Consider the following 26983-nt stretch of genomic DNA (forward strand, 5'->3'; position numbering starts at 1 on the left):
CTAATAGGCCAACAACTTACACCACACACAACACACTGCACGCGTCCACTATGTGGTTCCCAACCAACAACCCACCAGTTGTCACAGGAACCAACAACTAAATAACAACACCACAATGTTGTAACCACACAAGTCTTCCCACCCCCACCACCAACGGCGGGGGACGGGTAACAAGGTTACGGCGGTCATAGCGTGGGGGAAACGCCCGGTCCCATTCCGAACCCGGAAGCTAAGACCCACAGCGCCGATGGTACTGCACCCGGGAGGGTGTGGGAGAGTAGGACACCGCCGGACACACATTCAGAAAGGCCCCAACCACGACGGTTGGGGCCTTTCGACTTTAACAACCAGTTCTGGAAGCGGCCAGGCAAGGAGCCCAAGCCCTTGTGAGACTTGCCACGGGGCGCCCCCAAAGGGCTCTCTGAGGTTCGTGGCTGTGGCGGCGTCGAATAGAATTGCATAAGACATACGAGTCGGCGGTTCAGAGCCGCCGGCGGCGTGACAACGAAATAAGGGTTATGAGCGACTACGCACGCGCCAGTGGTCGGCTCGCAACAGGAGGAATCCACCATGGCTGAGCACAACGGCGGCAATCGCGGCGGCAATCGCGGAAACTTCGGCGGTAACAGGGACGGCCGCGGGTCTTTCCGCGCCAACAACAATTCCGGAGGGGACCCCAGGGGCTTCCGTTCCAGGGAAAACCGGGATGGCAATGATCGTCCTTCCCGTGACGGTGAGCGCCGGTCGTTCGGTAATGACCGTGGCGATCGCAAGCCGTTCGGCGACCGTCCCGAGCGAGGTGCCCGGAACTTCGATGGTCCCCGCCGCGACAGCAACGACCGCAAGCCCTTCGGTGATCGCGGCGACCGCGCAGATCGTCCGGCCCGTGACGGTGAGCGCCGATCGTTTGGCAGTGACCGCGGCGACCGCAACGATCGTGGTGACCGCAGGCCTTTCAGCAACGACCGCAAGCCCTTCGGTGATCGCGGCGACCGCGCAGATCGTCCGGCCCGTGACGGTGACCGGCGTTCGTTCGGCAGCGATCGCGGTGACCGTAAGCCATTCGGTGACCGTAAGTCGTTTGGTGACCGTCCCGAGCGTGGTCCGCGGAACTTCGATGGTCCCCGCCGCGATAACAACGACCGCAGGCCCTTCAACAACGACCGCAAGCCTTTCGGTGACCGCGCGGATCGTCCGGCCCGTGATGGTGAGCGCCGTTCGTACGGCGGTGACCGTAACGACCGCGGTGACCGCAAGCCGTTCGGTGACCGTCCCGAGCGTGGTCCGCGGAACTTCGATGGTCCCCGCCGCGACAGCAATGACCGCAGGCCCTTCAATAACGACCGTAAACCCTTCGGTGAGCGAGGTGACCGCGCAGATCGTCCGGCCCGTGACGGCGACCGCCGTTCCTTCGGCAATGACCGCGGCAACTCCTGGGAAGAACGCCCCGCCCGTGTTCCCAACGCCAAGGACATCCGCAGCTCGAACCGTCCCGACCGCGAACGTTCTCCCGAGATCGACGAGGATGTCACGGGTAAGGAACTGGACCGTGCCACAGGCCACCAGATCAAGACCCTCGAAGAGCAGAGTGCCGGCTGGGTCGCCAAGCACCTGGTCATGGCCGGCCGCTTGATCGACATAGAACCGGAGCTGGCCTTCCAACACGCCCTCGCTGCCAGCCGTCGTGGAGGCCGTCTCTCCGCAGTCCGTGAGGCAGTAGGTCTCACCGCCTACGCTGCCGGACACTACGGCGAGGCCCTGCGCGAATTCCGGACCTACCGCCGCATCAGTGGATCCAACGTCCACCTGCCGGTGATGGCTGATTGTGAGCGTGGCCTTGGCCGTCCTGACCGTGCCTTGGATATGGTGCGTTCTCCTGAAGCCCAGGATCTGGATGCCCCGGGCAAGGTGGAGTTGGCGATTGTGGCTTCCGGTGCCCGGGCCGACCTTAACCAGCTTGAAGCAGCTGTCAGCGAGCTCGAGATCCCGCAGCTGGATATCAACCGGGCTTTCTCCTACAGCCCCCGGCTCTTCCGCGCTTACGCTGAAGCTTTGAACGCTGTGGGCCGTACGGAGGAGGCGGACAAGTGGGCCCGCCAGGCCGTGGTCGCCGAGAACGCTTTGGGCGTCGGAGAATTTGCCGAGCCTGAAATTCTTGACCTTGGTTGGGACGAGCAGGAAGAAGAAGCCGCGCGTAAGCCGCGCTTCCAGAAGCCGGCCCCGGAGTCCGACGTCGTGCAGCCTGAAGCCGAAACGGTCATCGCGGAAGCTGCCGCGGCAGACGTAGCCCACGATGACGTTGAACTCGATGACGCCGAGTCGGACTACTTTGAGTCCGATGACGCCGAGTCGGACATTGACTCTGCCGAAGACGACGAAGAAGCAGAAGAAGCAGACAACGAGGGCACTGACACCCGGCATGGCTGATTCACTGATCTCATCCTTTGATGCTGTCCTCTCCGATCTGGATGGCGTGGTCTACGCGGGACCGCACGCCATCCCCGGCGCTGTCGAAGCCTTGCAACGGCTGGACTCGGTGGGGGTGGGCCTCGGGTACGTGACCAACAATGCCTCCAGGACCCCGGCCCAGGTCGCGGCGCACCTGCGCGAGTTGGGTGCCCCGGCGGAGGACCATCAAGTGGTGAGTTCATCGCAGGCGGCAGGGGAGCTCCTTGCTTCCATGCTGCCTGCGGGAGCGCCGGTTTTGATTACTGGCAGCGCGGCGTTGGCCCACGAGATCGAACTTGTGGGACTCAAGCCCGTCCACAGCGCGGCCGAGGCGCCTGTTGCAGTCGTCCAGGGATTCAATCCTGAGATCGGCTGGAAGGATCTTGCGGAAGCCTCGTATGTTGTGGCCGGTGGTGCCAAGTGGTTCGCCACCAACACGGACATGTCGATCCCGCAAGCACGCGGCATTGCGCCGGGCAATGGGACGCTCGTGGCAGCCGTGGCAGCGGCAACCGGCAAGACCCCCCTCGTCGCCGGGAAGCCGGAGGCGCCCCTGTTCCATGCAGCAGCCAAGCGGCTTAACTCCGAACGTCCGCTGGTGGTCGGTGACCGCCTCGACACGGACATCCTCGGAGGCAACCGCGCGGGATTCGCGACGGCGGCCGTGCTAACCGGCGTTGATACCACCAGTACCATCCTGGCGGCGCGGACCGATGAACGCCCTGACTACCTGCTCGCGGACCTGGAAGGCCTGTACGCCCCGTACCCGGTCATCACGGACGACGGCGGCAAATTCCGTTGTGGTGCTGCTTCGGCTTCCGCCGTGGACGGCACGGTGACTGTGATCGGGCACGAGGACGACCTTGACGCTTGGCGCGCGGCCTGCGCTGCCTGGTGGGCGGCCGTTCCCGACGCCGCGGAAGCGACAGCGCCGCAGGTGGAATGGCGTACTCACTAGACTGGTGTGATGACCGAGCCCAACGAATTCTCCACACCGGAGCCGGACGACAGCAAGGTGCAATGGCCTGAGCCGGCAAACGCTACAGGTGATGCCCTGGTGGACAAGGCACTCGGCGTCCTGGACAGTGTTCCCGATGTTCCCTTGGAAGAGCACGGGGAGCTTTACACCCGGATCCACGATTCGTTGTTGGAGGCCTTGGATTCCGAACCGGGCCTCCCGACAATCCAAGCCAGCCCCCAACCTCCGGAAGGCAACAACTGATCCATGGCACGACTCGATCAGGAACTGGTCACCCGAGGGTTGGCGAGGTCCCGGACCCATGCCGCGAAATTGATCAGCGACGGCAAGGTTTCCTCCGGCGGATCGGTCCTGGCAAAATCAGCGCTCCAGGTCGATGCCGGCACTGAGCTGACCGTCCAAGCGCACTTGGAGGACATTTACGTCAGCCGCGCAGGTCATAAGCTGGCTGGCGCGCTCAAGGCCTTTCCCGCCGTCGTGGTTCCCGGGAAGCGGTGCCTCGACGCCGGTGCCTCCACGGGTGGGTTTACGGACGTGCTGCTTCGGCAGGGCGCGTCGAGCGTAGTGGCGGTGGATGTTGGCCACGGCCAGCTGGTTCCACAACTGCGTGAGGATCCCAGGGTTGACGTCCATGAAGGACTCAACGTCCGGTATATGACTCCGGAGCAGATCGGCGGCCCGGCCCGGCTCACGGTGGCGGACTTGTCCTTTATCTCCCTGACTTTAGTGCTTGCACCCTTGGCGGCCTGCACGGAACCCGGCGGGGATCTGCTGCTGATGGTCAAGCCACAGTTCGAGGTCGGCAAGGAGCGGCTGAGCCGCACCGGCGTGGTTTCCTCCGAGAATGAACGACGCCGGGCGGTTGCCCAGGTGGCCCACGCTGCGGTTGAATCGGGGCTGGATCTCCGGGGCCTGGCGGCCAGCCCATTGCCGGGCCAGGACGGAAATGTTGAATACTTCCTGTGGATGACGCGCAGGATGTCGGCCGCGTTGCCTAAGATCGAAGAGCGGGACCAGCACGTAGCTGCCTTGTTGAAGAACCTCTGGCCGAACCACTAGAAAGCAGAACCCGATGAGCAGGCGTGTACTTGTCCTTGCCCACACTGGGCGGGAGGAATCGCTCCGCGCTGCATGGGATGCCTGTACGCAATTGCACTCGTCAGGTTTGGTTCCTGTGCTGCAGAAGTCTGAACTTGCCGATATCGAACGCTTTTTCGGCGCTTTGGACACACCCATTGAGATTTTGAACGACCACGTCAGCCTCGAGGACGTGGAACTGGTCATGGTCCTCGGTGGTGACGGCACCATCCTGCGTGCTGCTGAACTGGTCCGAGAGGTTGATGTCCCGCTGCTCGGCGTCAATCTGGGCCACGTGGGCTTCCTGGCCGAGAGCGAGCGGGCCGACCTCGCCCAGACGGTGGAGTGGATCGCGAGCCGCCAGTACACGGTGGAAGAACGCATGACCATCGACGTCCAGGTCTGGATCAAGGGCCAGAAGATCTGGCACACATGGGCGTTGAACGAGGCCGCCATCGAAAAGGCCAACCGTGAGCGGATGCTTGAACTCGTCACCGAAGTCGATGAACGTCCGTTGACCTCCTTCGGCTGCGACGGCGTGGTGATGGCTACCCCGACGGGGTCCACGGCCTACGCTTTTTCCTCGGGCGGACCTGTGGTGTGGCCTGAGGTTGAGGCGTTGGTGATCGTCCCCATCAGTGCGCATGCGCTCTTCGCCAAGCCTTTGGTGGTTTCCCCGCGATCCAAGCTCGCGGTCGAAATCATGAACCGGACCGATGCCCAGGGCGTTCTTTGGTGCGACGGGCGGCGGTCAGTGGACCTGCCTCCCGGGGCACGGGTGGAGGTAACCCGCTCCGCAACGCCGGTTCGGCTCGCACGGACCCACAAGACCCCGTTCTCGGCCAGGTTGGTCCGGAAGTTTGAACTTCCCATCCACGGATGGCGAGGCCCGGCCCCACGTAGCGGCGAAGTCCACACGGGTCCCATCCCGGTCATCAGAACCCTGTCACCGGCGCCTTTGCCGAGCCCGCGGGATGTCAATGCTCCCCGGGACGGTGACCCCTCCGAACCCACGAATGCGAAGTGAAGCATGCTTGAAGAACTCCGAATCCGTGACCTCGGCGTCATCACCGACGCCGCCCTGCCTCTGGGGCCGGGGCTGAGCGTTGTCACTGGCGAAACCGGCGCCGGCAAGACCATGGTGGTCACCGCCGTCGGGCTTCTCCTGGGTGCCCGTTCGGATGCCGGCGCCGTGCGCAACGGCGCCAAGTCCGCCTCAGCCGAGGCGGTCTTGAAGCTCGATCCCGCCCACAGCGCCGTGGAACGCACCCGCGAAGCGGGCGGCGACGCGGAAGAGTACGACGGCGTGGCCGAGCTCCTGCTGGCCCGCACCGTCGGCGCGGATGGCCGCAGCCGTGCTTACGTTGGTGGCAGGACCGCACCAGTAGGCGTCCTTGCCGAACTGGGCGAGAGCCTGGTGGTGGTGCACGGACAAACGGACCAGATCCGCTTGAAAGGCGCCGCTGCACAGCGTCACGCGTTGGATCGCTTCGCGGGCGCCTCTTTGGCGAAGCCCCTGGGGGAGTACCAGGACCTCTACCGGCACTGGAAGGCGATCCAAACCGAACTGGAGACCCTGCGGAATGAGGCCCGCGAGCGGCTGCGGGAGGCAGAGTCGCTGGACGCTGCCCTGACGGAGATCGATGAGATAGACCCTCAACCCGGCGAGGACGAGACCCTCAAGGCGGAGGCGGTCAAACTCGCCAATGTCGAGGAACTGCGTATTGCCGCTGCTTCGGCGCACGAGTCTCTCATCGCCGAGGAATTCGGTGAATCCGGAGATGCCACCTCCATGGTGGATGCGGCAAAGCGGACGCTTGAGCATGTGGCCGAGCACGACGAAACCCTTGGAGCCGCCGCGGCCAGGTTGGCCGAAGTCGGCTTCCTCCTCAATGACATTGCTGCTGAGCTTTCCAGTTACCAAGCCGCCCTGGACACAGACGGTCCGGAACGGCTCTCCGAAATCGAAGAGCGCCGGGCCGCCCTGGCCAAGCTGATCCGCAAGTACGCCCCCAGCATCGATGAGGTGCTGGAGTGGGCTGCCGCTGCAAGGAAAAGGCTGGATGAACTGCAGGACGATTCCAGCCGGATCGAGTCCCTGGACGCCGAGGTAGCTTCCACGGAGGCGACGCTCCGCAAACTCGCCGCGTCCATCAGCAAGGCGCGTTCGAGGGCGGCCAAGGATCTGTCCGGGCGCGTCAGTGCCGAGCTGAAGGCACTGGCCATGGCGGACGCAACCCTGGTGATCGAGGTCGAAAGCAGCGATCTCCTGGGGCCCTGGGGGACCGACGAGATCGCCTTCCTCCTCCAGCCGCACTCCGGCGCTCCCGCACGCCCCCTGGGCAAGGGAGCCTCGGGAGGTGAACTTTCCCGCGTCATGCTCGCCATCGAAGTTGTCCTCGCGGCTGTGGATCCCGTTCCAACGTTTGTCTTCGATGAGGTGGATGCAGGCGTGGGTGGCCGTGCCGCCGTCGAAATCGGGCGCCGCCTGGCCATGCTGGCCCGTCACGTCCAGGTGCTGGTGGTAACCCACCTGCCACAGGTTGCTGCCTTCGCCGATCAGCACATCCGTGTCACCAAAACATCGGTGCGTGGTTCGGACGGGAAGACGGCCACAGGGTTCACCTCCAGCGATGTGCAGCTGCTCAGCGAAGACGAACGCGTCAAGGAACTGGCACGCATGCTGGCCGGTCAGGAGGACTCGGAGTCGGCACAGGCCCACGCGCAGGAGTTGTTGGACGACGCCAAGCTCCTTCCGCAGCGCGCTTGACCGCTGGAGCAGTGGAGCGGAATTGAAAGTGCGAGCACCATCACATCAACACTTTTTGGCCCCCCTGGTCTTGATTGGATCGCGGTCCTGGGCAACTATTGACCATTTGGGGAATCCGAACCGGACGCTTGGAAGGCGTAATTGATGATAAGCTCGAATTCCGTGGTGCAGCGATCAAATTCCCGTGTAAATTCCCGGTTCCCGGGCTCGTCCAAGACGACCAAACACATCTTCGTCACCGGTGGTGTGGCGTCCTCGCTCGGTAAGGGTCTGACGGCTTCCAGCCTCGGCCACCTCCTGCGGGCACGCGGTTTGTCTGTAACAATGCAGAAGCTCGATCCATATCTGAACGTGGATCCGGGCACGATGAACCCCTTCCAGCACGGCGAAGTATTCGTCACCGATGACGGCGCCGAAACCGACCTCGACATCGGACACTACGAGCGATTCCTCGATGAGAACCTCGAAGGTTCGGCCAACGTGACAACGGGCCAGGTGTACTCCACCGTGATCGCCAAGGAACGCCGCGGCGAATACCTCGGAGACACCGTCCAGGTCATCCCGCACATCACCGATGAAATCAAGCGCCGCATGCGTCTGCCCGCAGAAGGCAAGAACGCCCCGGACGTCATCATCACGGAAATCGGCGGCACCGTAGGTGACATCGAATCCCAGCCGTTCCTTGAGTCGGCACGCCAGGTCCGACAGGACGTCGGCCGCAACAACGTCTTCTTCCTGCACGTTTCCCTGGTTCCGTACATCGGTCCTTCCCAGGAACTGAAGACCAAGCCAACCCAGCACTCCGTTGCTGCACTGCGCTCGATCGGTATCCAGCCCGAGGCCATCGTGATCCGTTCGGACCGCGAAGTCCCTGATGCCATGCGCGAGAAGATCGGCCGCATGTGCGACGTCGACATCGACGCCGTGGTCAACGCTGCCGACGCCCCGAGCATCTACGACATTCCCAAGACCCTGCATTCCCAGGGCCTGGACTCCTACATCGTGCGGGCACTGGACCTGCCGTTCAAGGATGTCGACTGGACCAAGTGGGACAAGCTGCTCGAAGCCGTCCACAACCCGAAGCACCACGTTGAGATCGCCCTGGTTGGTAAGTACATCGACCTTCCGGACGCGTACCTCTCCGTGACTGAGGCCCTTCGTGCCGGTGGCTTCGCCAACGAAGCCAAGGTCAAGATCCGCTGGGTTCCCTCGGATGAGTGCGAGACCCTGGCCGGTGCCACCAAGGCCCTGGCCGACGTCGACGCAATCTGTGTTCCCGGTGGCTTCGGTATCCGCGGCCTCGAAGGCAAGCTGGGTGCTTTGAAGTTTGCCCGTGAATCCAAGCTCCCCGTCCTTGGCCTGTGCCTTGGCCTGCAGTGCATGGTGATCGAGTACGCCCGCAACGTAGTTGGCCTTGAAGGAGCTTCCTCCAGCGAGTTCGAGCCCGACTCCAAGTACCCGGTCATCGCCACCATGGAAGAGCAGCTGGACATCGTTGAGGGCAAGGGAGACCTGGGCGGCACCATGCGCCTGGGCCTCTACGAAGCCAAGCTCGACGAAGGCTCGGTCATTGCCGAAACCTATGGCACCACCACGGTCAGCGAGCGTCACCGCCACCGCTATGAGGTCAACAACAAGTACCGCGAGCAGATCGCCGCAGAGGGCCTGGTCTTTTCCGGTACCTCTCCTGACGGCAAGCTGGTGGAGTACGTGGAGCTTCCCCGTGAAGTCCACCCGTACTACGTGGCAACGCAGGCGCACCCGGAGCTCAGCTCCCGCCCCACGCGGCCGCACCCGCTGTTCGCAGGTTTGGTCAAGGCTGCCCTGGAACGTCGTGAAGGCAGCCCCGTGGCTACCAAGACCGGCGCCCGCACGGTAGCAGCGAAGTAACTACGCAAGCACTAACGAAGGACGGCGCGATGCCCGGTATTTCTGAAACCCCCCGCACATCAAGGCAGGTTTCGGACATGCCGAGCCCGCGCCGTCTTTTGTCTACCAGCAAGGTGTACGAAGGCCGGATCTGGGACGTTGTCAGTGACTCGTTCCAGCTCAGCGAAGGCACGGACACGCTGGTGCGTGACTACATCGACCACCCCGGCGCGGTTGCCGTGCTGCCCATGAACGTTGACGGGGAAATCCTGCTGCTGAAGCAGTACCGTCACCCCGTGGGCATGGACCTGTGGGAAATTCCCGCTGGTCTGTTGGACGTCGAGGGCGAGGATTTCGTCGTCGGTGCGGCCCGGGAACTCGCGGAGGAAGCCGACCTCACGGCGGCAACGTGGAACGTCCTGGTCGACTTCTTCAATTCGCCCGGCTCCTCCAGCGAGGCTGTCCGCATTTACCTTGCCCGCGGGCTTAAGGATGTTCCGGAAGCTGACCGCCATGTCCGCACGGACGAAGAGGCGGAGATCGAACTTCACTGGGTCCCGCTCGAAGAAGCAGTCAAGGCAGTTCTTGAAGGCCGTCTGCACAACCCCTCGGCCGTCCTGGGCATCCTGGCGGCCGCAGCTGCGAAGGCCGATGGATTCACCAGCCTCCGTCCTGCCAATGCGCCGTGGCCGGCACATCCGAGCCAGCGCTGAGCATGGCAGAGGCGGCGACCCGGCCGCTCAACGGGATTGACCGTGCAGTCACGGACTACCTGCAGCACGTCGGGGTGGAGCGGGGCCTCGCGGCAAACACCTTGGCCGCGTACCGCCGCGACCTGGCACGCTATGCCAACTTCCTGGCCGCCCAGGGTGCGGAGCGGCCGGGGGACATCACACGGCACCACGTGACAGCCTTTGTCCAGGCCTTGTCGGACGGATCCGACGGCGGAGCGGCCCTGGGCGTCCGTTCGGCGGCACGCACTGTGGTCGCCGTCCGCGGCCTCCACAAGTTCTGGGCTCTGGAAGGGACCACGACGGCGGACCCCGCCAGCGATGTCCACCCGCCCATGCCGGGCAAGCGGCTTCCCAAAGCCATCAGCGTCGGTGAAGTGACACGCATCCTGGAAGCTGCGGGCTCGGACACGGCCACGGGGCTGCGCGACCGGGCCCTTCTGGAATTCCTCTACTCCACCGGTGCCCGCATCAGCGAGGCCGTGGGCTTGGACGTGGACGACGTCTCTTTGGCGGACCCGGGAGCCGGGCCGGCCATCGTCAGGCTGTTTGGAAAAGGTTCCAAGGAGCGTTTGGTGCCGCTGGGCTCCTACGGTGCGCGCGCCGTCGGGGCCTATGTTGTGCGGGGCCGTCCGCTGTTGGCCTCCAAGGGAAAGGGAACGCCGGCGCTGTTCCTCAATGCCAGGGGCGGCCGTATCAGCAGGCAGAGCGCGTGGACCATCCTGAAGACGGCCGCGGAGCGGGCGAACATCAGCAAGGATGTATCGCCACACACGCTCAGGCACTCCTTCGCCACGCACTTGCTCGAAGGTGGAGCGGACGTCAGGGTGGTGCAGGAACTGCTCGGTCACGCCTCTGTGACCACCACCCAGGTGTACACGCTGGTTACCGCCGATACCCTGCGTGAGGTCTATGCGGCCGCCCACCCCCGGGCCTTGGGCTAGTCCCCACCTCTTGAGAGCTATTCCAGAACGTTCAGCGTGAGCTCAACCGCGTCCACGGAAATGGCCAGCAGCGACGTTCCCAGACCCGCCACCAGCAGCAGCCCAGGATGCGCCAGCCCGACTACCACGCGCTTCAGCCGGGGGCGTCCACGCAGGAACTTCTTGGGAACACGCGTCTTGACCGGGACTTGGCGCCAGCCCCTCAAGCGGCGAAGGAACCAGGCACAGCGCACAATGAAGGCCATCCACAAAACCGAGAGCACCAGGGGAACCACCGCCACCATGAGGTTGAAGCCCAGGGCGGTGACTTCCTTTTCCGAGTCGCCCACCACCGACTGGACCGTGGTGGAGATGGAAGCGCTCATCACCACCGAAACCGCCCACACCATGAAGGCGGCCACCAGCGCCAGGAACCGCACGAAGAAGTGGCCCAGTACCGTCGCGTCCACCGCACGGAGGTGGCTTCGAGGCGTCGCATGCAACACCACCAGGGTCGAAACCAAGGTTGGCAGTGCCGCCAATAAAACCAGCAGGTACCAGGTCCAGCCGGCCACATCGAGCACTTCGTCCAGGACAATGAGCCCGGCCCACAGCAGGGTCCACGCCCATCCCGCGTAGAGCGGATGCGCAACCAGCCATCGTGGCAGCCAACTGTCCGCATCCGTCGTGCTCTTGGCGGGAGTTGCCACACTGGCGCCCGCGTCACCCCCAGCTTCACTCATGGGGTCACTGTAGCAATGGCCGCTGCGGCAAGGGAGATCAGGTTAAGGTAGGCAGCATGACAGCAGCCCATGTGACCTTGTGCTTCCTGCTCCGGACCGGATCCGACGGCGAGCATGTCCTTCTCGGAACCAAGAAGACCGGGTTCGGTCGGGGCAAAGTGGTGGGCGTCGGTGGACATGTGGAGGTAGGGGAGACCGCCTCCGAGGCGGCATGCCGGGAGGTCATGGAGGAAATCAACGTCGTGGTGGAGGAAGCCGACCTGGTGCCCGCGGGGACAGTCGACTTCGTGTTTCCGGCCAGACCCGAATGGAACATGGCCACCACGGTGTTCCTGACGCGTTCGTGGGTCGGGGAACCGTCTGAAAGTGAGGAGATCGCACCCGCGTGGTTCCCCGTCCTCCAGCTGCCGGTGGAACGGATGTGGGCAGATGCCGAGCATTGGTTGCCGGCCATGATCTCCGGCCGGCGTATTGCCGTGCGGGTGGACCTGGCCGCGGATAACGAGAACGTGGCCGACGTGCACACCGTGGAGTGGGTGGAACCCGGGCGCTGAAACAACGACGGCGGGCTGGTCGCCTGTCGGTGACCAGCCCGCCGTCGTTCTTTCCGCGTTGTGTCCGGAAGCGTTAGGGAACGTGCCGCTCTTCCGGACCGTTGTATTCGCTCAGCGGGCGGATCAGCGAGTTCGAGGCGAGCTGCTCCATGACGTGGGCTGTCCAGCCGGTGATGCGGCTGGCGACGAACAGCGGGGTGAACGTCTGCGTGTCGAAGCCCATGAGGTGGTAGGTGGGCCCTGCCGGGTAGTCGAGGTTCGGCTTGATGGCCTTGGCCTCGTCCATGGCCTGCTCCAAACCGTTGTAGAGGCCCAGGAGTTCCGGCCGCCCGTAGTGGGCGATCATCTTGTCCAGGGCAGCCTTCATGGTGGGGACGCGCGAATCACCGTGCTTATAGACGCGGTGCCCGAAGCCCATGACCTTCTTCTTGTGGGCCAGGGCATCTTCCATCCACGTCCTGGCCCGGGAAGCCGCTTCCTCAAGTGATTCCTCGGTGCGGATGCCGATCTCGTCAAACGTGTGCATGACGGCCTCGTTGGCACCACCGTGCAAGGGACCCTTCAGCGCTCCGATGGCGGCGGTAACGGCTGAATGCAGGTCCGCCAGGGTGGAGGTGACAACACGGGCGGTGAACGTCGAGGCATTGAACGAGTGCTCGGCGTAGAGGATCATCGAGACGTTGAAAGCCTCCACGACCTCGTCCACGGGCTCTTCGCCGAAGGTCATCCAGAGGAAGTTGGCCGAGTACCCAAGGTCATCGCGGGGTTCCACAGGCTCCTGTCCACGACGGCGGCGCTGATCGTACGCCACCACGGCGGGCATGGCCGCCCAGAGGTCGATGGCCTTCTTCATGTTGGCCTCAGGAGAGGAGTCCTCTGCCAATTCATGCCGGGCACCGAGCACGGAAGCGGCGGTCCGGCAAACATCCATGGGGTGGGCGGTAGTGGGCAGGGCGTCAACCACTTGCTTCACCACCGGATCCAGGGCGCGGCCCGCGCGCTCGCGGGCAGTGAATTCTTCCAGCTGCTTCCCGTCCGGCAGCTCCCCGTTCCACAGCAGGTAGGCCACCTCTTCGAAACTGCATTTGGCGGCCAGTTCCTGGACCGGGTACCCGCGGTACAGCAGGGAGTTGGTCTCCGGATTGACCTTCGAGACGGCGGTGTAGTCCACCACGACTCCGGCAAGGCCCTTTTTGATGTCAACATCTGCCATGTTGAACTCCTTCGTTCGTAGTGCGGGTGCGCCTGGAAATTTCGGCGGACCCGCGTTCCCCTTGATGAATCCGGAACCTAGCGGACGCCAGGAACCTGGAAGTTGAAAACGCCGGTATCGAATTGGTTGTATGCCTCGTAGTCGACGAGTTCGTAGAGGCGCGCACGCGTTAGCATCTTGGCCACGTGCGCTTCCTGGGTCCCCTCAGCCTTGATCGATTCCAGAGTACGCTCTGCAGCGCCCATGGCAATGCGGAGGAGCGTGACAGGGTAGATGACCATGTTCACGCCCACACTCTGGAGTTGGTCCACTGTGAAGAGTTCGCTTTTGCCGAACTCGGTCATGTTGGCCAGGATCGGTACGTCGACGGCGTCGCGGATGGCTTGGAACTCGCTCAAGTCACGCATGGCTTCGGGGAAGATCGCGTCCGCGCCGGCGTCCACGAGTGCTTTCGCGCGCTCCTGGGCGGCCTGCAGGCCATCGACGGCGCGGATGTCGGTGCGGGCCATGATGAGGAAGTTCGGGTCCCGCCGCGCGTCGGCTGCTGCGCGGATGCGCTTGGCGGCGGTGTCGACGTCGACGACGTTCTTGCCGTCCAGGTGCCCGCAGCGTTTGGGGTTGAACTGGTCCTCGATATGGCAGCCGGCCAGGCCCGCGTTTTCAAGTTCTTGGATGGTGCGTGCCACGTTCATTGGCTCGCCGAATCCGGTGTCGGCGTCCACGATTGAGGGCAGCTCGGTCATGCGGGCGATCTGTCCGGCCCTTGTGGCGACTTCGGTGAGGGTGGTCAGGCCGATGTCGGGCAGGCCGAGATCGTTGGCCAGGACTGCGCCGGAGATGTAGACACCGGCGAAGCCCTTCTCCTCAATGAGCCGGGCCGAGAGCGGGTTGAACGCACCGGGAAACTGCTGCACGGTTCCGGAGCCGAGCAGCTCCCTCAGGCGCAGCCTTTTCTGCTCGGGCGTGGTTGCGGAGTACAGCATTTAGAACAGTCCCTTCGGAGCTGCCTGAAGGTCGATCACGCCGGGGGCGGCGGTGATGTTGAGCTGGTCCAGTTCACCGGCTCCAAGTTCAGTGACGCGTTCGACGGCGGCGAGGAACCTTTCGATTTCGGCCTCCTCAACCACACCGGCGGCGAGGGTGCGGAACTTGTTGATGTATTGCTCGCGGGCGAAAGGCCGGGCACCGAGGGGGTGAGCGTCGGCTACGGCGATCTCATCGGTGATGACCGTGCCGTCCGTGAGGGTGATCTCCACGGAACCGCCGAAGGCCTTCTCCGCGATGTCCAGTGAGTGGTAGCGGCGGGTCCACTCCGGGTCCTCGACCGTGGTGACCTTGTGCCAGAGTTCCACGGTGTCCGGGCGGGCAGCGCGTTCGGGGGCGTAGGAGTGAACGTGGTGCCAGGCGCCATCCTGCAGTGCGACGGTGAAGATGTAGGGGATGGAGTGGTCCAGGGTTTCACGCGAGGCTGTGGGGGAGTACTTCTGGGGATCGTTGGCGCCGGAGCCGATGACGTAGTGGGTGTGGTGGCTGGTCTTGATCAGCACCGAGGCCACGTTGGCCGGGTCCGTGGTTTCGGGGTGTTCGCGGTGCAGTTTGCGGGCGAGGTCGATCCACGCCTGCGCCTGGTATTCGGCGGAGTGTTCCTTGGTGTAGGTGTCCAGGATGGCGCGCTTGGCCTCACCGGGAAGCGGCAGCGGTACCTCGTAGGAAGCCTCGGGACCGTCCAGCATCCAGGCGATGACACCGTCTTCGCCTTCGTAGATCGGCACGGGGGAGGTCTGTCCGCGCATGGCACGGTCCACGGCTTCGACGGCCATCTTGCCTGCGAACGCCGGGGCGTGGGCTTTCCAGGTGGAGATCTCGCCCTTACGGGACTGCCGGGTGGCGGTGGTGGTGTGCAGGGCCTGTCCGACGGACTGGAAGATCGTCTCCACGTCCAGGCCAAGGAGCGTGCCGATGCCGGCAGCGGCGGAGGGGCCAAGGTGGGCCACGTGGTCGATTTTGTGCTTGTGCAGGCAGATGGCCTTGACCAGGTTGACCTGGATCTCGTAGCCGGTAGCGATGGCCCGGACGAGGTCGGCACCGTTGGAACCGACGTGCTGAGCGACGGCCAGGATCGGCGGGATGTTATCCCCGGGGTGGGAGTAGTCCGCAGCCAGGAAGGTGTCGTGGTAATCCAGTTCACGCACCGCCACACCGTTTGCCCAGGCAGCCCATTCCGGGGAGACCTGCTCGCTGATACCGAACACCGAGGCGCCCTTGCCGTTGGCGCTAGGTGCGTGGGTGAGGGCCTGGGCCCGGGCCGCAACGATCGGTGCCCGGTTCAACGAGGCGATGGCCACGGAGGCGTTGTCGATGATCCGGTTGATCACCATGTCCGTGACCTCGGCCGTCACTGCTACGGGGTCGGCAGCGACCTCGGCGATCTTGTGGGCCAACTGTTCCTCGCGGGGGAGGTTCTCTTCGCTCTTGTAGACGCGGACGTGGTTGTTCTTGACCATGATGCTCCTTCTAGGCAGGGGTGTGGGTGGCTTTGAGGTGGGTGAGGCTGCGGTGCAGGTGAACCATCGTGGCCGCTTCGGCCAATCGCGGATTGCCCGCGGCGATGGCCTCGGCGATGGCCGCATGCTCAGCGGCGGCAGCGTGGAGCCTGGCTGAATCGTCGGCGGCCATACGGCGGACGCGGACCAAGTGGACCCGCAGGCCACGCATGGCGTTGGCGAGGTAGGAATTGGAGACGGCGGCGTCGATGGCCTCGTCCAGCCGCCCCACGAGGTCGTAGTACTCATGGCGGGCGGGATCGTCGTCGCTGATCAGTCCGGGGGCCTGCAGCAGTTGCGCCTGCAAGCGGGCAAAGATGCCCGGTTCGCCACGCTGTGCCGCGAGGGCAGCGGCCCTGACTTCCAGGGTTTCCCGCAGTTCGAACAATTCGTCGATGCTGTCGAGGGAGATATCGGTGACGACGACGCCCCGGCCGCCCGCCACCGTCAAGCCTTCAGCGGTGAGTCGGCCCAGTGCCTCCCGGACCGGGGTTCGAGAGACGCCAAGCCGTTCGGATTGTTCCACTTCGGCGAGGACCGTACCCGGCGGCAGGCGCCATTCAAGGATGTCATCACGAAGGGCCGTGTAAGCCCGATCACTGGCGCGCATGCCTCCAGTGTATACATGCAGCCTGCTTGAGGCCAGTGTTTTTCAATTTCCGCGGGGTTATGTATACATTCGCCGCATTTAGTTCCGGTTCCAGCCGTACTCGTTCTCCGGCCGGCCGGGAGTGCCGTAGCGGGGCGCCCTGGTTACTGTCCCGGCGTCGGCAAGGTACTCCAGGTACCTTCGGGCCGTGACCCTGGACATGCCCAGTGCGTCCATGACTTCGCTGGCGGAGACAGCATCCTGCCGCGCCCGCACCAGGTCCTTCACTGCTTCCAACGTCGAGCCGGAAAGGCCTTTGGGCAGCGGCAGTTCCGTCGGAGCGCGGAGGCTGGCGAACGCCTGGTCCACATCGCTTTGCGACGCGCCTGCCTTGGAGATCCCGGACAGTGAACCTGCCAGCTGTTCCCGGAAGGTCCTGTAGCTGCGGAGCTTGTCGGCAAACGTTGCGTACGTGAAGGGCTTGATGAGGTACTGCACGACGCCGATGGAGACGGCGCTGCGGACGATGTTCAGTTCGCGCACAGCGGTGATGGCGATGATGTCGGCAAAGACGCCCGCAGAGCGCATCCGGCGTGCGACATCAAGGCCGTGCAAGTCTGGAAGGTTCATGTCCAGCAGGACCAGGTCAACAGGGGAGCCCGAGGCCGCGAACTCGCCGAGGATTCGCAGCGCCGATTGTCCATCCGGCGCTGTTCCCACCAGGGTGAACCCGTCCAAACGGCCCACGTAGACCGAATGTGCATCCGATGCTATGGGCTCGTCCTCGACAACCAGGACGCGGATCTCTGTCATGCTTTCTCTTCCTCGGGAGCGGGCGCGGGCAGCACAACATGGAACTGCGCGCCGCCGGGATTGCTGATGGTCATCGTACCGTTGAGACGCTGGACGGCTTGCCGCACCAAGGCCAGGCCCACGCCCCGGCCATGGGCGCTGCCGGAGGTGCCATCGGGGGACTTTGTGCTGAATCCATACTGCAGTACGTCGTCGATCGACGACGGATCGATGCCTCCGCCCGAATCGCGGACCGTGAATTCGACGGCGGAAGCACCGGCGTCGACCTCCAACTCAACCTGCCTCGGGAAATCGCCGGCAGCCGCGGCGTCGATCGCATTGTCCAGCAGGTTTCCCAGGATGGTGACGAGATCCTGGATCTCCAGCCCCCGGACGCCGCCGCTGCCCGAGGTTCGGACCACCAGTTCCACGCCACGCTCGTGCGCCTCGGCTGCCTTGCCCATCACCAACGCGCTCATCACGGGTTCGTCCACCGACGCCACCATGTCATCGGTGAGTTGTTGGCTCAACTCCAGGTCCTTGGTGGCAAAGTCGAGGGCCTGCGGGGTGCGGCCGAGTTCCAGCAAGGAAACAATCATGTGCAGCCGGTTGGCATGTTCATGGGTCTGGGCGCGCAGGGCATCCGAGAGCGTTTTCATAGTCTGCAGTTCGGTGCCCAGCGACTCGATTTCCGTGCGGTCCCTGATGGTCGCCACCGTGCCGTAGACCGCCGGTTTCTGCCGGCTGCGCGCGGGCACCGGACCGATGGCCGGGGCCTGGTTGACCACCAAAATACGGGAGCCGGTGAGGTGGATCTCGTCGTGGGCGGGCCGGCCGGATTCAAAAAGTGTCCGCAAGCTCCCGTCGAAAGGAAGCTCCGTCAGCTTGGGGGCGGCCTCAGGTGAGCGGTCGGCGTCGGAGGGTTCCAAACCCAGCAACTCCGCCGCTTGGTCGTTGTACATCACGGCTTTGCCGCGTGTATCGACGAGTATCACGCCTTCGCGCACCGAGTGCAGGACTGATTCGTAGTAGGCGAACAATTGCGCCAACTGCTCCGGCCCCCAGCCGCGGGTGACTGAACGCAGGTAGCGTCCCAGCAGCCATGCTGCGAAAGACCCAAAAGCCAACACCACCAGGGCAATGCTGCCAATGACGCCCAGGCGGTCAGCCACATCGGTGTCCACCGTACGCACCGTGACTCCGGCGGCGACCAAAGCTTTGATGGAACCATCCGGAGCCCTGACAGGTGCAATAGTGCGGACCGAGGGGCCCAATGTTCCGGCAGTGACTTCAGTGAAGGTTTCTCCCCGCAGCGCAGGGTCGATGGTGCCGATGTATGGCTTGCCCAGTTCCTCGGTCTTGGGGTGGGTCCACCGGGTGCGGTCCGGGGCCATGATCGTAATGAAGTCTGCGTCAGCGTCGTGCATGACCTTCAGAGCGTAGGGCTGCAGGACTTCCGAGGGGTTGGCAGTTGCGGCAGCGTCGAGCACCAGCGGGTTGTTGGCGATGGACGTGGCAAGAGCCAGCATCCGGCCGCCGGCATTGTCGTAGGCCCTGTCCCTGGCCTCCACCACGGAAAAGGTCCCAAAGACCGCCGTCATCACCAGGACGAACAGCAGGTTTGCCACAAACAATCGGCGGGCAATGCTCCAGTTGTGAAACACAAGGACCTCCATGACCAATATGACCGCAACGGTGATGTATGTCACCCACGGCTCAATGATGGATATCACACAAGGGCAGCGGATTGGACATCAGTGCAGGACCGCAGCGCCTTACACAGTATCCAGAAGGAGAATCCCATGACCTCTCAACGAGGAGAGTCGGCAGTAGCTGCCAAAAGTGGACGCAAGGGACTCGACAAGTCGCATTACCTGTACATCGCGGTCATCCTGGCCGTAGTGCTCGGCGCTGTCGTTGGACTCGTGTTCCCGGAGGTCGGAAAGTCACTCAAGCCGTTGGGGGACGGTTTCATCAAACTGATCAAGATGATGATCGCCCCGGTGATCTTCTGCACTATCGTGCTGGGCATCGGTTCCATCGCGAAGGCCGCAACGGTCGGCAAGGTCGGAGGCCTGGCGCTGGGTTACTTCGTGGCCATGTCCACCTTCGCGCTCGCCATCGGCCTGGTGGTCGGTAACCTCATCCACCCCGGTGAAGGCCTGAAGCTGACCCCGTACGATCCCAACAAGAAGGCGGCCACGGACAGCACCGTGGACTTCCTCCTCGGCATCATCCCCGGTGACATCCCCGTCCTGCCCACGCTGCTCGCAGCCATCCTGGTCGGATTCGCCCTCCAGAAGATGGGCAAGCAGGGCCAGCCCATCCTGAACGCCATCGGCCACGGCCAGCGCCTGGTCTTCCGTATTCTGATCATGATCATGTGGCTGGCCCCGGTCGGCGCCTTTGGTGCCATTGCAGCCGTCGTGGGTGCAACCGGCGCCCAGGCAATCCTGAGCATGTTCACCTTGATGGTGGCCTTCTACATCACCTGTGCGCTGTTCATCGTGGTGATCCTGGGGACCCTGCTCCGTGCAGTCGCCGGCGTCAACATCTTCCGCCTCATGAAGTACCTGGCGCGCGAATACCTGCTGATCTTCTCCACTTCCTCCTCTGAGGCAGCACTTCCGCGCCTGATCGCCAAGATGGAACACCTGGGCGTCTCCAAGCCGGTCGTAGGCGTCACCGTTCCCACGGGCTACTCCTTCAACCTGGACGGCACCGCCATTTACCTGACCATGGCTTCACTGTTCGTCGCCAACGCCATGGGCACTCCGCTTGACCTCGGCGCGCAGATCTCCCTGCTGGTGTTCATGATCATCGCGTCCAAGGGCGCCGCAGGCGTCACGGGTGCCGGACTGGCCACCCTCGCCGCCGGGCTCCAGGCACACAAGCCCGAACTCCTTGGTGGGGTAGGCATGATCGTGGGAATCGACCGCTTCATGTCTGAAGCCCGGGCCCTGACCAACTTCACCGGCAACGCGGTTGCCACGGTGCTCATCGGTACCTGGGTCAAGGAGATCGACAACGGCCAGATCGAGCGTGTCCTGTCCGGAAGCGAGCCGTTCGACGAGCAGACGATGATCGCCCACGGCGGTGACGCGGAGGCCGACACCGAGCCCGAAACCCGCGCGAAGGCGACCGTTTAGCGGTCCCTGCCCCAAGGCGCTCACGGACGACGAAGGCCGGCACTCCCCATGTGCCGGCCTTCGTCGTTTCCTTTCCCGGAGATGGAAACTTTCACCGAACCTTCGACCTCAACTAGAGGGTCAAGGCTCAAACATGGGACAAAGTCAAGTTCCCCGAATAACCGTGTCGGGGGCTGTAGCCTGAAGGAGTAGTAATGCTGTGGCCAGGGGGCGCAGCGGCAGGGAAGATCGTCGTCGAAAGAGTGGTTAGATACGTGAGCATCGAACGGGGAACAGCTACGCTGGAAGGCGCTGGGCTCGATCTGGAAGACGCCGTCATGGGGCCCACGGGCCGCCCTCACCGCGAATTCCCGGAACCTGCCCCGCTTGCCTCCCATGGCCCGGCGCGGGTCATCGCAATGGTCAACCAAAAAGGTGGGGTTGGTAAAACAACGTCCACCATCAACCTCGCGGCTGCGCTCGCAGAGTACGGCCGGCGTGTCCTGCTGGTGGACTTCGACCCGCAGGGTGCTTTGTCGGCGGGGCTCGGGGCCAATCCTCATGAACTTGACCTCACCGTCTACAACGTCCTGATGGACCGCAAGGTGAACATCCGCGACGCCATCCAGCAGACCGGGGTGGAAGGCGTGGACCTCCTTCCGGCCAACATCGACCTCTCCGCCGCGGAAGTGCAGCTCGTTAATGAGGTCGCCCGGGAGCAGGTCCTGGATCGCGCACTCAAGAACGTTGAAGACGACTACGACGTCGTCCTCATTGACTGCCAGCCGTCGTTGGGCTTGTTGACCGTCAATGCGCTCACGGCAGCCCACGGTGTGATCATCCCGTTGATCTGTGAGTTCTTTGCCCTGCGCGCCGTGGCCCTCCTGGTGGAAACCATCGAGAAAGTCCAGGACCGCTTGAACCCGCGCCTGCAGGTGGACGGTGTCCTGGCCACCATGTACGACGCCCGCACCCTCCACAGCCGTGAAGTGATCTCCCGATTGGTGGAGGCTTTTGGCGACAAGGTCTTCGAGACGGTCATCAAGCGCTCCATCAAGTTCGCGGACGCCACGGTGGCCGCCGAGCCGATCACCAGCTACGCCGGCAACCACATCGGTGCTGACGCCTACCGCCGTCTGGCCAAGGAACTTATCTCGCGCGGCGGCGCGCCCTAACGGACAGTGGGACTGTCTTTCGCCCCGGCTCCGGAAACAGCGGCCGATGGGGAAACGCCCGACGCCGGATCCTCGGAGGCGCCCAAAGCGGGCTTTGAAGTCCGGCTGGCCAACTTCACCGGCCCGTTCGACCTCCTGCTGGGCCTGATTTCCAAGCACAAACTGGACATCACCGAAGTGGCGTTGGCTACTGTCACCGATGAGTTCATCAAGTACATCCGCCGTCTCCAGGAACTGGGGGAGGACTGGGCGCTCGATGAGGCCAGTGAATTCCTGGTGATTGCCGCGACGTTGCTTGACCTGAAGGCAGCGCGTCTCCTGCCCGCGGGAGAGGTGGAGGACGCCGAGGACATCGCGCTCCTGGAAGCAAGGGATCTCTTGTTTGCCCGCCTCCTGCAGTACAAAGCCTTCAAGCAGGTCGCCGCAATCATGGGCGAAACCCTGGAGCAGGAAGGCCGGAGGTACCCCAGGCAGGTGGCCCTGGAGGCACACTTTGCAGCGATGCTTCCCGAGCTCGTATGGCGGCACACCCCCGAGCAATTCGGCGAGTTGGCGGCCAAAGCGCTCAAGCCCAAGGACGAGGCTCCTGCCGAAGTGGGCCTGGGCCACCTTCACGCCCCACCGGTCAGCGTCAAGGAGCAGGCCGGCATCATGGGACACCGGCTGAAGCTCGGAGCGCCCCTGTCTTTCCAAGTCCTGATCGGGGATGCGGAGACCACTTTGGTGGTGGTGGCGCGGTTCCTGGCCCTGTTGGAAATGTTCCGCGACAGGGTGGTGGCCTTCGAACAGCCCCAACCGTTGGGTGAGTTGATGGTGCGCTGGACCGGCGACGATGCCGGGTGGGACAGCTCAACCTGGAGCGAAGAATATGAGGCCGGCAGTAATGAATGAAGAATCAGGAGCCCAAGACGGGCTGGCGGAGCTGGAAGAGCTGCCCGGCGGTGCCCGGGCTGCCTTGGAAGCCGTACTGATGGTCATTGACCAGCCCGCCACGTCCGAAGAGCTGGCCGCAGGCCTTAACGTAACGGTCGCCGTCGTCGAGGATTTGCTGGAGGACCTGCAGCGGGAGTATAGCGGCTATACTGTTAAAGCCCCGGACGTGGATGCTGTCGGCTTTGCCGGTTCCAGCACTGCACCCCGGGGTTTTGAATTGCGGAACGTCGCCGGCGGGTGGCGGATCTATTCACGGTCGGATTTTGCCGACATCGTGGGCAGGTTCGTCCTCGAGGGGCAGACCACCAGGCTTACTCAGGCAGCGCTTGAAACCCTGGCGGTCATTGCCTACCGGCAGCCGGTCTCCAGGGCCCGGGTTTCCGCCATTCGCGGCGTCAATGTCGATTCTGTGGTCAGGACCCTCACCCAGAGGGGTTTGATCGAGGACTCCGGAACGGATCCCGAATCGGGGGCTCTCTTGTACCGGACCACCTCGTATTTCCTGGAACGAATGGGCATTGGATCGGTGGCTGAACTGCCACAGCTCTCGCCGCACCTTCCAGGCCTGGAAGGAATTGACGAGTACTACGACGCAAGCCGGATGTAGCCGCGTGCTCCTGCGGGCTGTGCGATACAACTTCATACTGATTCAGGGCACCTTAGCAAGGTGCGCAGCAACAAGGGGCAGACGATGTCTGCCCGGCTGGCTAGTGTTGATTGCAGCACTCAATGCCGGCCATCACTACACAAGGACGGGTCATGACACAGGCGGGACGCCAGAGTTCACCACGTAACGGTTCGGGACGCAACAGCTCCGGACGCAATGCAGGCCAGGGCGGTACAGGCCGCTCCAGCGGCGGCGGCTTTTCCGGCCGCAGCGCCGGCGCCGGCAAGCGCAACTTCACCCAGGGGGAGGGCCGCCCCTTCAAAGCTTCGAAGCCTCGCGAAGCCGCGCCCTTCGATGCCGACAACCCCACAACGGCCGAGGACTACAACCGCGGACAGGCGGCACGTTCTGCCAAGCCGTTCCGCAAGCCCGGCTCCAACAAGCCAGGCTTCGGCAAGGCCCCGGGTACCCCCGGTGCCTTGAAGCCCAAGCCGAAGCAAGCCAAGCAGTTCGGGTCGAAGGCCTTCGGCAGCGAGCGTTTCGGGCAGAACCTCGGCCCCGTTCGGAAGCCGGGACGCAATCGCGGACCCCGCCAGGAAGTTCCGCAGTCGGAACTTCACGACGCCGACGGCGTTCGCCTGCAGAAGGTCATGGCACAGGCCGGCGTTGCTTCCCGCCGAGTGTGCGAGGAAATGATCCTCGAGGGCCGCGTTGAGGTGGACGGTGTTGTCACCACAGAGCTCGGAATGCGCGTTGACCCCACTGCTGCCGTGATCCACGTTGATGGCATCCGGATCCAGCTGGACGAGACCCTCGTCTACATGGTGTTCAACAAGCCCAAGGGCGTTGTCTCCACCATGGAGGACCCTGAGGGCCGCCCGTGCATCAGCGACTTCCTCAAGAACAACAAAAACAAGGGCGAACGCCTGTTCCACGTCGGACGCCTTGATGTCGCCACCGAGGGACTTCTGCTGCTGACAAACGACGGCGAACTCGCCAACCGTTTGACGCACCCTTCCTACGAGGTACCCAAGACGTACCTGGTCCAGGTCCGTGGTCCGTTCCCCCAAGGCGTCGGCACCAAGCTGAAGAACGGCGTTGAGCTTGAAGACGGCGTGGCAGCCGTTGACTCCTTCCGCCTGGTCGATTCCACCCCCGGTCACGTCCTGATCGAGGTTGTCCTCCACTCCGGCAAGAACCGTATTGTGCGCCGTATGTTCGACGCCGTCGGGTTCCCGGTTGAACGGCTTGTCCGCGTCAAGGTTGGCCCCATTGGCCTGGGTGACCAGCGCCAGGGAAGCATCCGCAACCTCGGCAGGCAGGAAGTCGGACACCTCCTGGCATCTGTGGGGCTCTAGGGCATGTCTGCATTCGGTACGCACGGCCGGGGCCACCTTGATGGCCCGGTCGTCGTTCTCGGCACGGGGCTGCTGGGTGCCAGCATTGGCCTCGGCCTGCGCGGCCGCGGGGTTCCGGTCTTTCTTTTCGATCCCTCGCCCACCAACCAGGCGGTCGCGGTGGACATCGGGGCGGGCCGGCCTTTGGCGGAGCTGGGCGAAGAACCCCAGCTGGTAGTCGTTGCTGCCCCTCCTGACGTAACGGCCGACGTCGTGCAAAAGGCTTTGTCCGACTACCCGGCTGCCGTCGTGGTGGACATCGCCAGCGTCAAGGCGACGATCCTCGCCCAATTACGTGAGCGTGGAGTGGACCTCGCCCGGTACGTGGGGACACACCCCATGGCCGGGCGGGAAAAGTCCGGGCCGGTTGCGGCCAGGGGCGAACTCTTCACCTCCATGCCGTGGGTGCTCTGCCCCTCGGAGGAGACTTCCGATGCCGCTGTCCAGGTGGCCCGTTCGCTGGCAGGCGATCTCGGAGCGATAGTCTCCCAGTTCACAGCCGACGAACACGATGAAGCTGTTGCGCTGGTTTCGCACTTGCCGCAGATCATGTCATCGTTGCTGGCCAGCCGCCTGCAGGGTACGCCCTTGCACGCTCTTTCGCTGGCAGGCAATGGTCTCCGGGACACCACGCGTATCGCCGCCAGTGATCCGACCCTTTGGGTGCAGATCCTCGGTGGCAATGCCAGCAAGGTGGTGTCCATCCTGCACGGTGTCCGTGAGGACCTGAACCGTTTGATCGGCACCTTGGAGGCACCGTCGGCGCCGGGCGCACGGCTCGACCTTGCCCAGCTGATCAGTGAAGGCAATGCCGGCCAGGCCAGAATCCCGGGCAAACACGGCGGTCCGCCGCAGGCGTACTCGTGGCTGACCATCCTGGTGGATGACAAGCCCGGGCAGATCGCGCAGTTGCTCACGGAGATCGGCGAGATCGGCGTGAACCTCGAAGACTTGAGGCTGGACCATTCGTCTGGACAGAACGTGGGCATGGTGGAGCTTTCCGTGCTTCCCAGCAAGCATGACCTCCTTGTTGAAGCTTTGACTGACCGTGGATGGCGGGTACTCCAGTAATGACACGTGAATTCTTTGGCCCCGAGACCGTCGCACGCCCCGGCAAGCCCCTGGTGATCGCGATCGACGGCCCTTCAGGCTCCGGCAAATCGAGTGTCAGCAAGGAAGTGGCCCGACGCTTGAAGCTGGCCTACCTGGACACGGGCGCCATGTACCGCGCCCTGACGTGGTACTGCCTCAAGACGGGAGTGGATCTCCACGACGGTGCCGCCGTAGAGCACGCTTCCAAGACCATCCCCTTGGAAGTAAGCACCAGCGCCGCCAAGGAATACGTGGCCGTGGACGGAACGGACATCACGGACGAGATCCGGGAGCCCCTCATTTCGTCGTCCGTCAGTGCCGTAGCAACCACCCTTGGAGCACGCACCGAACTGATCCGCCGCCAGCGCGAGCTGATTGACCAGCACCACCACCGCATGGTGGTCGAAGGACGCGACATCACCACCGTCGTCGCGCCCAATGCCGAGGTCCGCATGCTCCTGACCGCCAGTGAGGAAGCCAGGCTCCGGCGTCGTGGCATTCAGTTGGGCGGCACGCAGAGCAAGGAACAGCTTGCTGCCCAGGTGATCCAGCGCGACGCCAAGGACTCCACGGTGGTGAACTTCACCCAGGCCGCCGACGGCGTGGTGACGCTCGATTCCTCGGACCTCGACTTCGAGGAAACCGTGGACACCGCACTGGCTATTGTCAGCAAGGTCATCTATGGCGACTGAAACCCAGCTGCCGGCCGCATGGACGCGCCTGTGGAGCCGCCCGGTGGGGTGGATCCTGGACCACGTCCTCTACCGGACCGTGGTGTCGGGCAGGAGCAATGTTCCCGCCGCCGGGCCCGTTGTTTTCGCCGCGAACCACATCAGTTTCCTGGACGGGCCGGTGATGTTCGGCGCCGCGCCGCGGCCCATGCACATACTGGTCAAGAAGGAGATGTTCACGGGCTTCCTGGGCAAGGTCCTCACGGGCTCGGGACAGATTCCGGTGGACCGGACCGGTGACCGCACCGCACTGCACATCGGCAAGCAATTGCTCGACGACGGCCGTTGCGTCGGGATTCTTCCTGAAGGAACCCGGGGGAGCGGTGTCGCCGAAAGCATCAGCAACGGGGTTGCCTGGCTCGCCATCAACTCCGGAGCCACAGTCATTCCGGTCGCCATCCTCGGAACCCGCCAGGGTGACGAGCACCGCGACCATATCCCCAAACTGCGCCGCAAGCTCCATGTGAGCTTCGGTGAACCCATCACGGTGAAGCGCCGGAAGGGCGAACCGGGGCGTGTTTCAATGGACAGGGCGGCCGCGGAAATCCGCGAAGCCCTCGCCGGACACGTCCAGGACGCCATCCGGGCCACGGGCCAGGGCCTACCCGCGGAGCCTGTGCCCGCGACACCCGCCCGGCAGCACCGCCCATCAGAAGTAGCCGGGACGCCGGCAGACCACCACTAAGGAA

Annotated in this window: 25 protein-coding genes and 1 rRNA gene; 19 read left to right on the forward strand and 7 right to left on the reverse strand. The window is 63.9% G+C overall.

Features of this window, described 5'->3' with window-relative positions; all coding sequences use genetic code 11:
- The first annotated feature begins 177 nt into the window (after nt 1-177).
- The 10 genes from rrf to xerD all read left to right on the forward strand — a co-directional run bounded on the left by rrf (nt 178) and on the right by xerD (nt 10818).
- A 5S ribosomal RNA gene (gene rrf / locus ACFUOZ_RS00005) occupies nt 178-294 on the forward strand.
- Between the two features lie 276 nt (nt 295-570).
- Nucleotides 571-2427, forward strand: coding sequence for a hypothetical protein (locus tag ACFUOZ_RS00010; protein WP_377543400.1), 1857 nt, complete (start codon nt 571-573; stop codon nt 2425-2427).
- Nucleotides 2420-3406, forward strand: coding sequence for an HAD-IIA family hydrolase (locus ACFUOZ_RS00015; RefSeq protein ID WP_377543403.1), 987 nt, complete (start codon nt 2420-2422; stop codon nt 3404-3406). The genes ACFUOZ_RS00010 and ACFUOZ_RS00015 overlap by 8 nt, the downstream gene beginning before the upstream one ends.
- Nucleotides 3407-3415: 9 nt before the next feature.
- Nucleotides 3416-3670 (forward strand): hypothetical protein, encoded by a 255-nt coding sequence (locus ACFUOZ_RS00020; protein ID WP_377543405.1) that lies wholly within the window; start codon nt 3416-3418, stop codon nt 3668-3670.
- A 3-nt stretch (nt 3671-3673) separates the two neighbouring features.
- Nucleotides 3674-4486 (forward strand): TlyA family RNA methyltransferase, encoded by an 813-nt coding sequence (locus ACFUOZ_RS00025; RefSeq protein ID WP_377543408.1) that lies wholly within the window; start codon nt 3674-3676, stop codon nt 4484-4486.
- A 13-nt stretch (nt 4487-4499) separates the two neighbouring features.
- Complete coding sequence (locus ACFUOZ_RS00030) at nt 4500-5531, forward strand: NAD kinase (protein ID WP_377543410.1); 1032 nt, start codon at nt 4500-4502, stop codon at nt 5529-5531.
- A gap of 3 nt (nt 5532-5534) precedes the next feature.
- The gene (gene recN, locus ACFUOZ_RS00035; RefSeq protein WP_377543412.1) at nt 5535-7274 is read left to right on the forward strand and encodes a DNA repair protein RecN; all 1740 of its coding nucleotides are present in this window, start codon (nt 5535-5537) and stop codon (nt 7272-7274) included.
- A gap of 144 nt (nt 7275-7418) precedes the next feature.
- A complete protein-coding gene (locus ACFUOZ_RS00040) occupies nt 7419-9164 on the forward strand; it encodes a CTP synthase (protein ID WP_377543415.1) in 1746 nt (581 codons plus the stop codon).
- 29 nt (nt 9165-9193) lie between these two features.
- Nucleotides 9194-9856: an NUDIX hydrolase gene (locus tag ACFUOZ_RS00045; RefSeq protein ID WP_262278110.1), complete on the forward strand. Its 663-nt coding sequence runs from the start codon at nt 9194-9196 to the stop codon at nt 9854-9856.
- A 2-nt stretch (nt 9857-9858) separates the two neighbouring features.
- Entirely contained in the window at nt 9859-10818 is a 960-nt protein-coding gene (xerD, locus tag ACFUOZ_RS00050; protein ID WP_377544934.1) for a site-specific tyrosine recombinase XerD, read from the forward strand.
- A 17-nt stretch (nt 10819-10835) separates the two neighbouring features.
- On the opposite strand, the gene ACFUOZ_RS00055 is transcribed toward xerD, so the two are convergent.
- Nucleotides 10836-11540 (reverse strand): hypothetical protein, encoded by a 705-nt coding sequence (locus ACFUOZ_RS00055; RefSeq protein WP_377543418.1) that lies wholly within the window; start codon nt 11538-11540, stop codon nt 10836-10838.
- 56 nt (nt 11541-11596) lie between these two features.
- On the opposite strand from ACFUOZ_RS00055, the gene ACFUOZ_RS00060 reads away from it, so the two are divergent.
- Nucleotides 11597-12094, forward strand: coding sequence for an 8-oxo-dGTP diphosphatase (locus ACFUOZ_RS00060; RefSeq protein WP_377543421.1), 498 nt, complete (start codon nt 11597-11599; stop codon nt 12092-12094).
- Between the two features lie 73 nt (nt 12095-12167).
- On the opposite strand, the gene ACFUOZ_RS00065 is transcribed toward ACFUOZ_RS00060, so the two are convergent.
- The 6 genes from ACFUOZ_RS00065 to ACFUOZ_RS00090 all read right to left on the reverse strand — a co-directional run bounded on the left by ACFUOZ_RS00065 (nt 12168) and on the right by ACFUOZ_RS00090 (nt 18895).
- Entirely contained in the window at nt 12168-13307 is a 1140-nt protein-coding gene (locus ACFUOZ_RS00065; RefSeq protein ID WP_377543423.1) for a bifunctional 2-methylcitrate synthase/citrate synthase, read from the reverse strand.
- A 77-nt stretch (nt 13308-13384) separates the two neighbouring features.
- Nucleotides 13385-14290 (reverse strand): methylisocitrate lyase, encoded by a 906-nt coding sequence (gene prpB, locus ACFUOZ_RS00070; protein ID WP_377543425.1) that lies wholly within the window; start codon nt 14288-14290, stop codon nt 13385-13387.
- Nucleotides 14291-15811 (reverse strand): MmgE/PrpD family protein, encoded by a 1521-nt coding sequence (locus tag ACFUOZ_RS00075; protein ID WP_377543427.1) that lies wholly within the window; start codon nt 15809-15811, stop codon nt 14291-14293.
- 10 nt (nt 15812-15821) lie between these two features.
- Nucleotides 15822-16460: a GntR family transcriptional regulator gene (locus tag ACFUOZ_RS00080; protein WP_377543429.1), complete on the reverse strand. Its 639-nt coding sequence runs from the start codon at nt 16458-16460 to the stop codon at nt 15822-15824.
- 78 nt (nt 16461-16538) lie between these two features.
- Complete coding sequence (locus ACFUOZ_RS00085; RefSeq protein ID WP_144662607.1) at nt 16539-17252, reverse strand: response regulator; 714 nt, start codon at nt 17250-17252, stop codon at nt 16539-16541.
- Nucleotides 17249-18895, reverse strand: a complete 1647-nt coding sequence (locus ACFUOZ_RS00090; RefSeq protein WP_377544936.1) for an ATP-binding protein — start codon at nt 18893-18895, stop codon at nt 17249-17251. Before ACFUOZ_RS00090 ends, ACFUOZ_RS00085 begins: the two co-directional genes overlap by 4 nt.
- Before the next feature lie 138 nt (nt 18896-19033).
- Between ACFUOZ_RS00090 and ACFUOZ_RS00095 the strand changes: the two genes are divergently transcribed.
- From ACFUOZ_RS00095 to ACFUOZ_RS00130, 8 genes are all read left to right on the forward strand, one after another.
- The gene (locus ACFUOZ_RS00095) at nt 19034-20380 is read left to right on the forward strand and encodes a cation:dicarboxylate symporter family transporter (protein WP_377543431.1); all 1347 of its coding nucleotides are present in this window, start codon (nt 19034-19036) and stop codon (nt 20378-20380) included.
- 254 nt (nt 20381-20634) lie between these two features.
- On the forward strand, nt 20635-21534 hold the full coding sequence (locus ACFUOZ_RS00100; RefSeq protein ID WP_144662635.1) for a ParA family protein: 900 nt from the start codon (nt 20635-20637) through the stop codon (nt 21532-21534).
- Nucleotides 21535-21540: 6 nt separating this feature from the next.
- On the forward strand, nt 21541-22425 hold the full coding sequence (locus ACFUOZ_RS00105; protein ID WP_377543433.1) for a segregation and condensation protein A: 885 nt from the start codon (nt 21541-21543) through the stop codon (nt 22423-22425).
- Complete coding sequence (locus ACFUOZ_RS00110; RefSeq protein WP_377543435.1) at nt 22418-23074, forward strand: SMC-Scp complex subunit ScpB; 657 nt, start codon at nt 22418-22420, stop codon at nt 23072-23074. The genes ACFUOZ_RS00105 and ACFUOZ_RS00110 overlap by 8 nt, the downstream gene beginning before the upstream one ends.
- A gap of 152 nt (nt 23075-23226) precedes the next feature.
- Nucleotides 23227-24432 carry a pseudouridine synthase gene (locus tag ACFUOZ_RS00115; RefSeq protein WP_377543437.1) on the forward strand — a complete coding sequence of 402 codons (1206 nt, stop codon included), beginning with the start codon at nt 23227-23229 and terminating at the stop codon, nt 24430-24432.
- Nucleotides 24433-24435: 3 nt separating this feature from the next.
- Nucleotides 24436-25542: a prephenate dehydrogenase gene (locus ACFUOZ_RS00120; RefSeq protein ID WP_377543438.1), complete on the forward strand. Its 1107-nt coding sequence runs from the start codon at nt 24436-24438 to the stop codon at nt 25540-25542.
- Complete coding sequence (cmk, locus tag ACFUOZ_RS00125; protein ID WP_144662601.1) at nt 25542-26255, forward strand: (d)CMP kinase; 714 nt, start codon at nt 25542-25544, stop codon at nt 26253-26255. Before ACFUOZ_RS00120 ends, cmk begins: the two co-directional genes overlap by 1 nt.
- The gene (locus ACFUOZ_RS00130; RefSeq protein ID WP_377543440.1) at nt 26245-26979 is read left to right on the forward strand and encodes a lysophospholipid acyltransferase family protein; all 735 of its coding nucleotides are present in this window, start codon (nt 26245-26247) and stop codon (nt 26977-26979) included. The genes cmk and ACFUOZ_RS00130 overlap by 11 nt, the downstream gene beginning before the upstream one ends.
- Nucleotides 26980-26983: the final 4 nt, after the last annotated feature.

The sequence above is a fragment of the Paenarthrobacter sp. NPDC057355 genome, from assembly GCF_042667405.1.
GTDB lineage: Bacteria > Actinomycetota > Actinomycetes > Actinomycetales > Micrococcaceae > Arthrobacter.

Coding starts and splice junctions, on each gene's coding strand:
- ACFUOZ_RS00010 (WP_377543400.1), top strand. CDS start 571: ATGGCTGAGCACAACGGCGGCAATCGCGGCGGCAATCGCGGAAACTTC.
- ACFUOZ_RS00015 (WP_377543403.1), top strand. CDS start 2,420: ATGGCTGATTCACTGATCTCATCCTTTGATGCTGTCCTCTCCGATCTG.
- ACFUOZ_RS00020 (WP_377543405.1), top strand. CDS start 3,416: ATGACCGAGCCCAACGAATTCTCCACACCGGAGCCGGACGACAGCAAG.
- ACFUOZ_RS00025 (WP_377543408.1), top strand. CDS start 3,674: ATGGCACGACTCGATCAGGAACTGGTCACCCGAGGGTTGGCGAGGTCC.
- ACFUOZ_RS00030 (WP_377543410.1), top strand. CDS start 4,500: ATGAGCAGGCGTGTACTTGTCCTTGCCCACACTGGGCGGGAGGAATCG.
- recN (WP_377543412.1), top strand. CDS start 5,535: ATGCTTGAAGAACTCCGAATCCGTGACCTCGGCGTCATCACCGACGCC.
- ACFUOZ_RS00040 (WP_377543415.1), top strand. CDS start 7,419: ATGATAAGCTCGAATTCCGTGGTGCAGCGATCAAATTCCCGTGTAAAT.
- ACFUOZ_RS00045 (WP_262278110.1), top strand. CDS start 9,194: ATGCCCGGTATTTCTGAAACCCCCCGCACATCAAGGCAGGTTTCGGAC.
- xerD (WP_377544934.1), top strand. CDS start 9,859: ATGGCAGAGGCGGCGACCCGGCCGCTCAACGGGATTGACCGTGCAGTC.
- ACFUOZ_RS00055 (WP_377543418.1), bottom strand. CDS start 11,540: ATGAGTGAAGCTGGGGGTGACGCGGGCGCCAGTGTGGCAACTCCCGCC.
- ACFUOZ_RS00060 (WP_377543421.1), top strand. CDS start 11,597: ATGACAGCAGCCCATGTGACCTTGTGCTTCCTGCTCCGGACCGGATCC.
- ACFUOZ_RS00065 (WP_377543423.1), bottom strand. CDS start 13,307: ATGGCAGATGTTGACATCAAAAAGGGCCTTGCCGGAGTCGTGGTGGAC.
- prpB (WP_377543425.1), bottom strand. CDS start 14,290: ATGCTGTACTCCGCAACCACGCCCGAGCAGAAAAGGCTGCGCCTGAGG.
- ACFUOZ_RS00075 (WP_377543427.1), bottom strand. CDS start 15,811: ATGGTCAAGAACAACCACGTCCGCGTCTACAAGAGCGAAGAGAACCTC.
- ACFUOZ_RS00080 (WP_377543429.1), bottom strand. CDS start 16,460: ATGCGCGCCAGTGATCGGGCTTACACGGCCCTTCGTGATGACATCCTT.
- ACFUOZ_RS00085 (WP_144662607.1), bottom strand. CDS start 17,252: ATGACAGAGATCCGCGTCCTGGTTGTCGAGGACGAGCCCATAGCATCG.
- ACFUOZ_RS00095 (WP_377543431.1), top strand. CDS start 19,034: ATGACCTCTCAACGAGGAGAGTCGGCAGTAGCTGCCAAAAGTGGACGC.
- ACFUOZ_RS00110 (WP_377543435.1), top strand. CDS start 22,418: ATGAATGAAGAATCAGGAGCCCAAGACGGGCTGGCGGAGCTGGAAGAG.
- ACFUOZ_RS00115 (WP_377543437.1), top strand. CDS start 23,227: ATGACACAGGCGGGACGCCAGAGTTCACCACGTAACGGTTCGGGACGC.
- ACFUOZ_RS00120 (WP_377543438.1), top strand. CDS start 24,436: ATGTCTGCATTCGGTACGCACGGCCGGGGCCACCTTGATGGCCCGGTC.
- cmk (WP_144662601.1), top strand. CDS start 25,542: ATGACACGTGAATTCTTTGGCCCCGAGACCGTCGCACGCCCCGGCAAG.
- ACFUOZ_RS00130 (WP_377543440.1), top strand. CDS start 26,245: ATGGCGACTGAAACCCAGCTGCCGGCCGCATGGACGCGCCTGTGGAGC.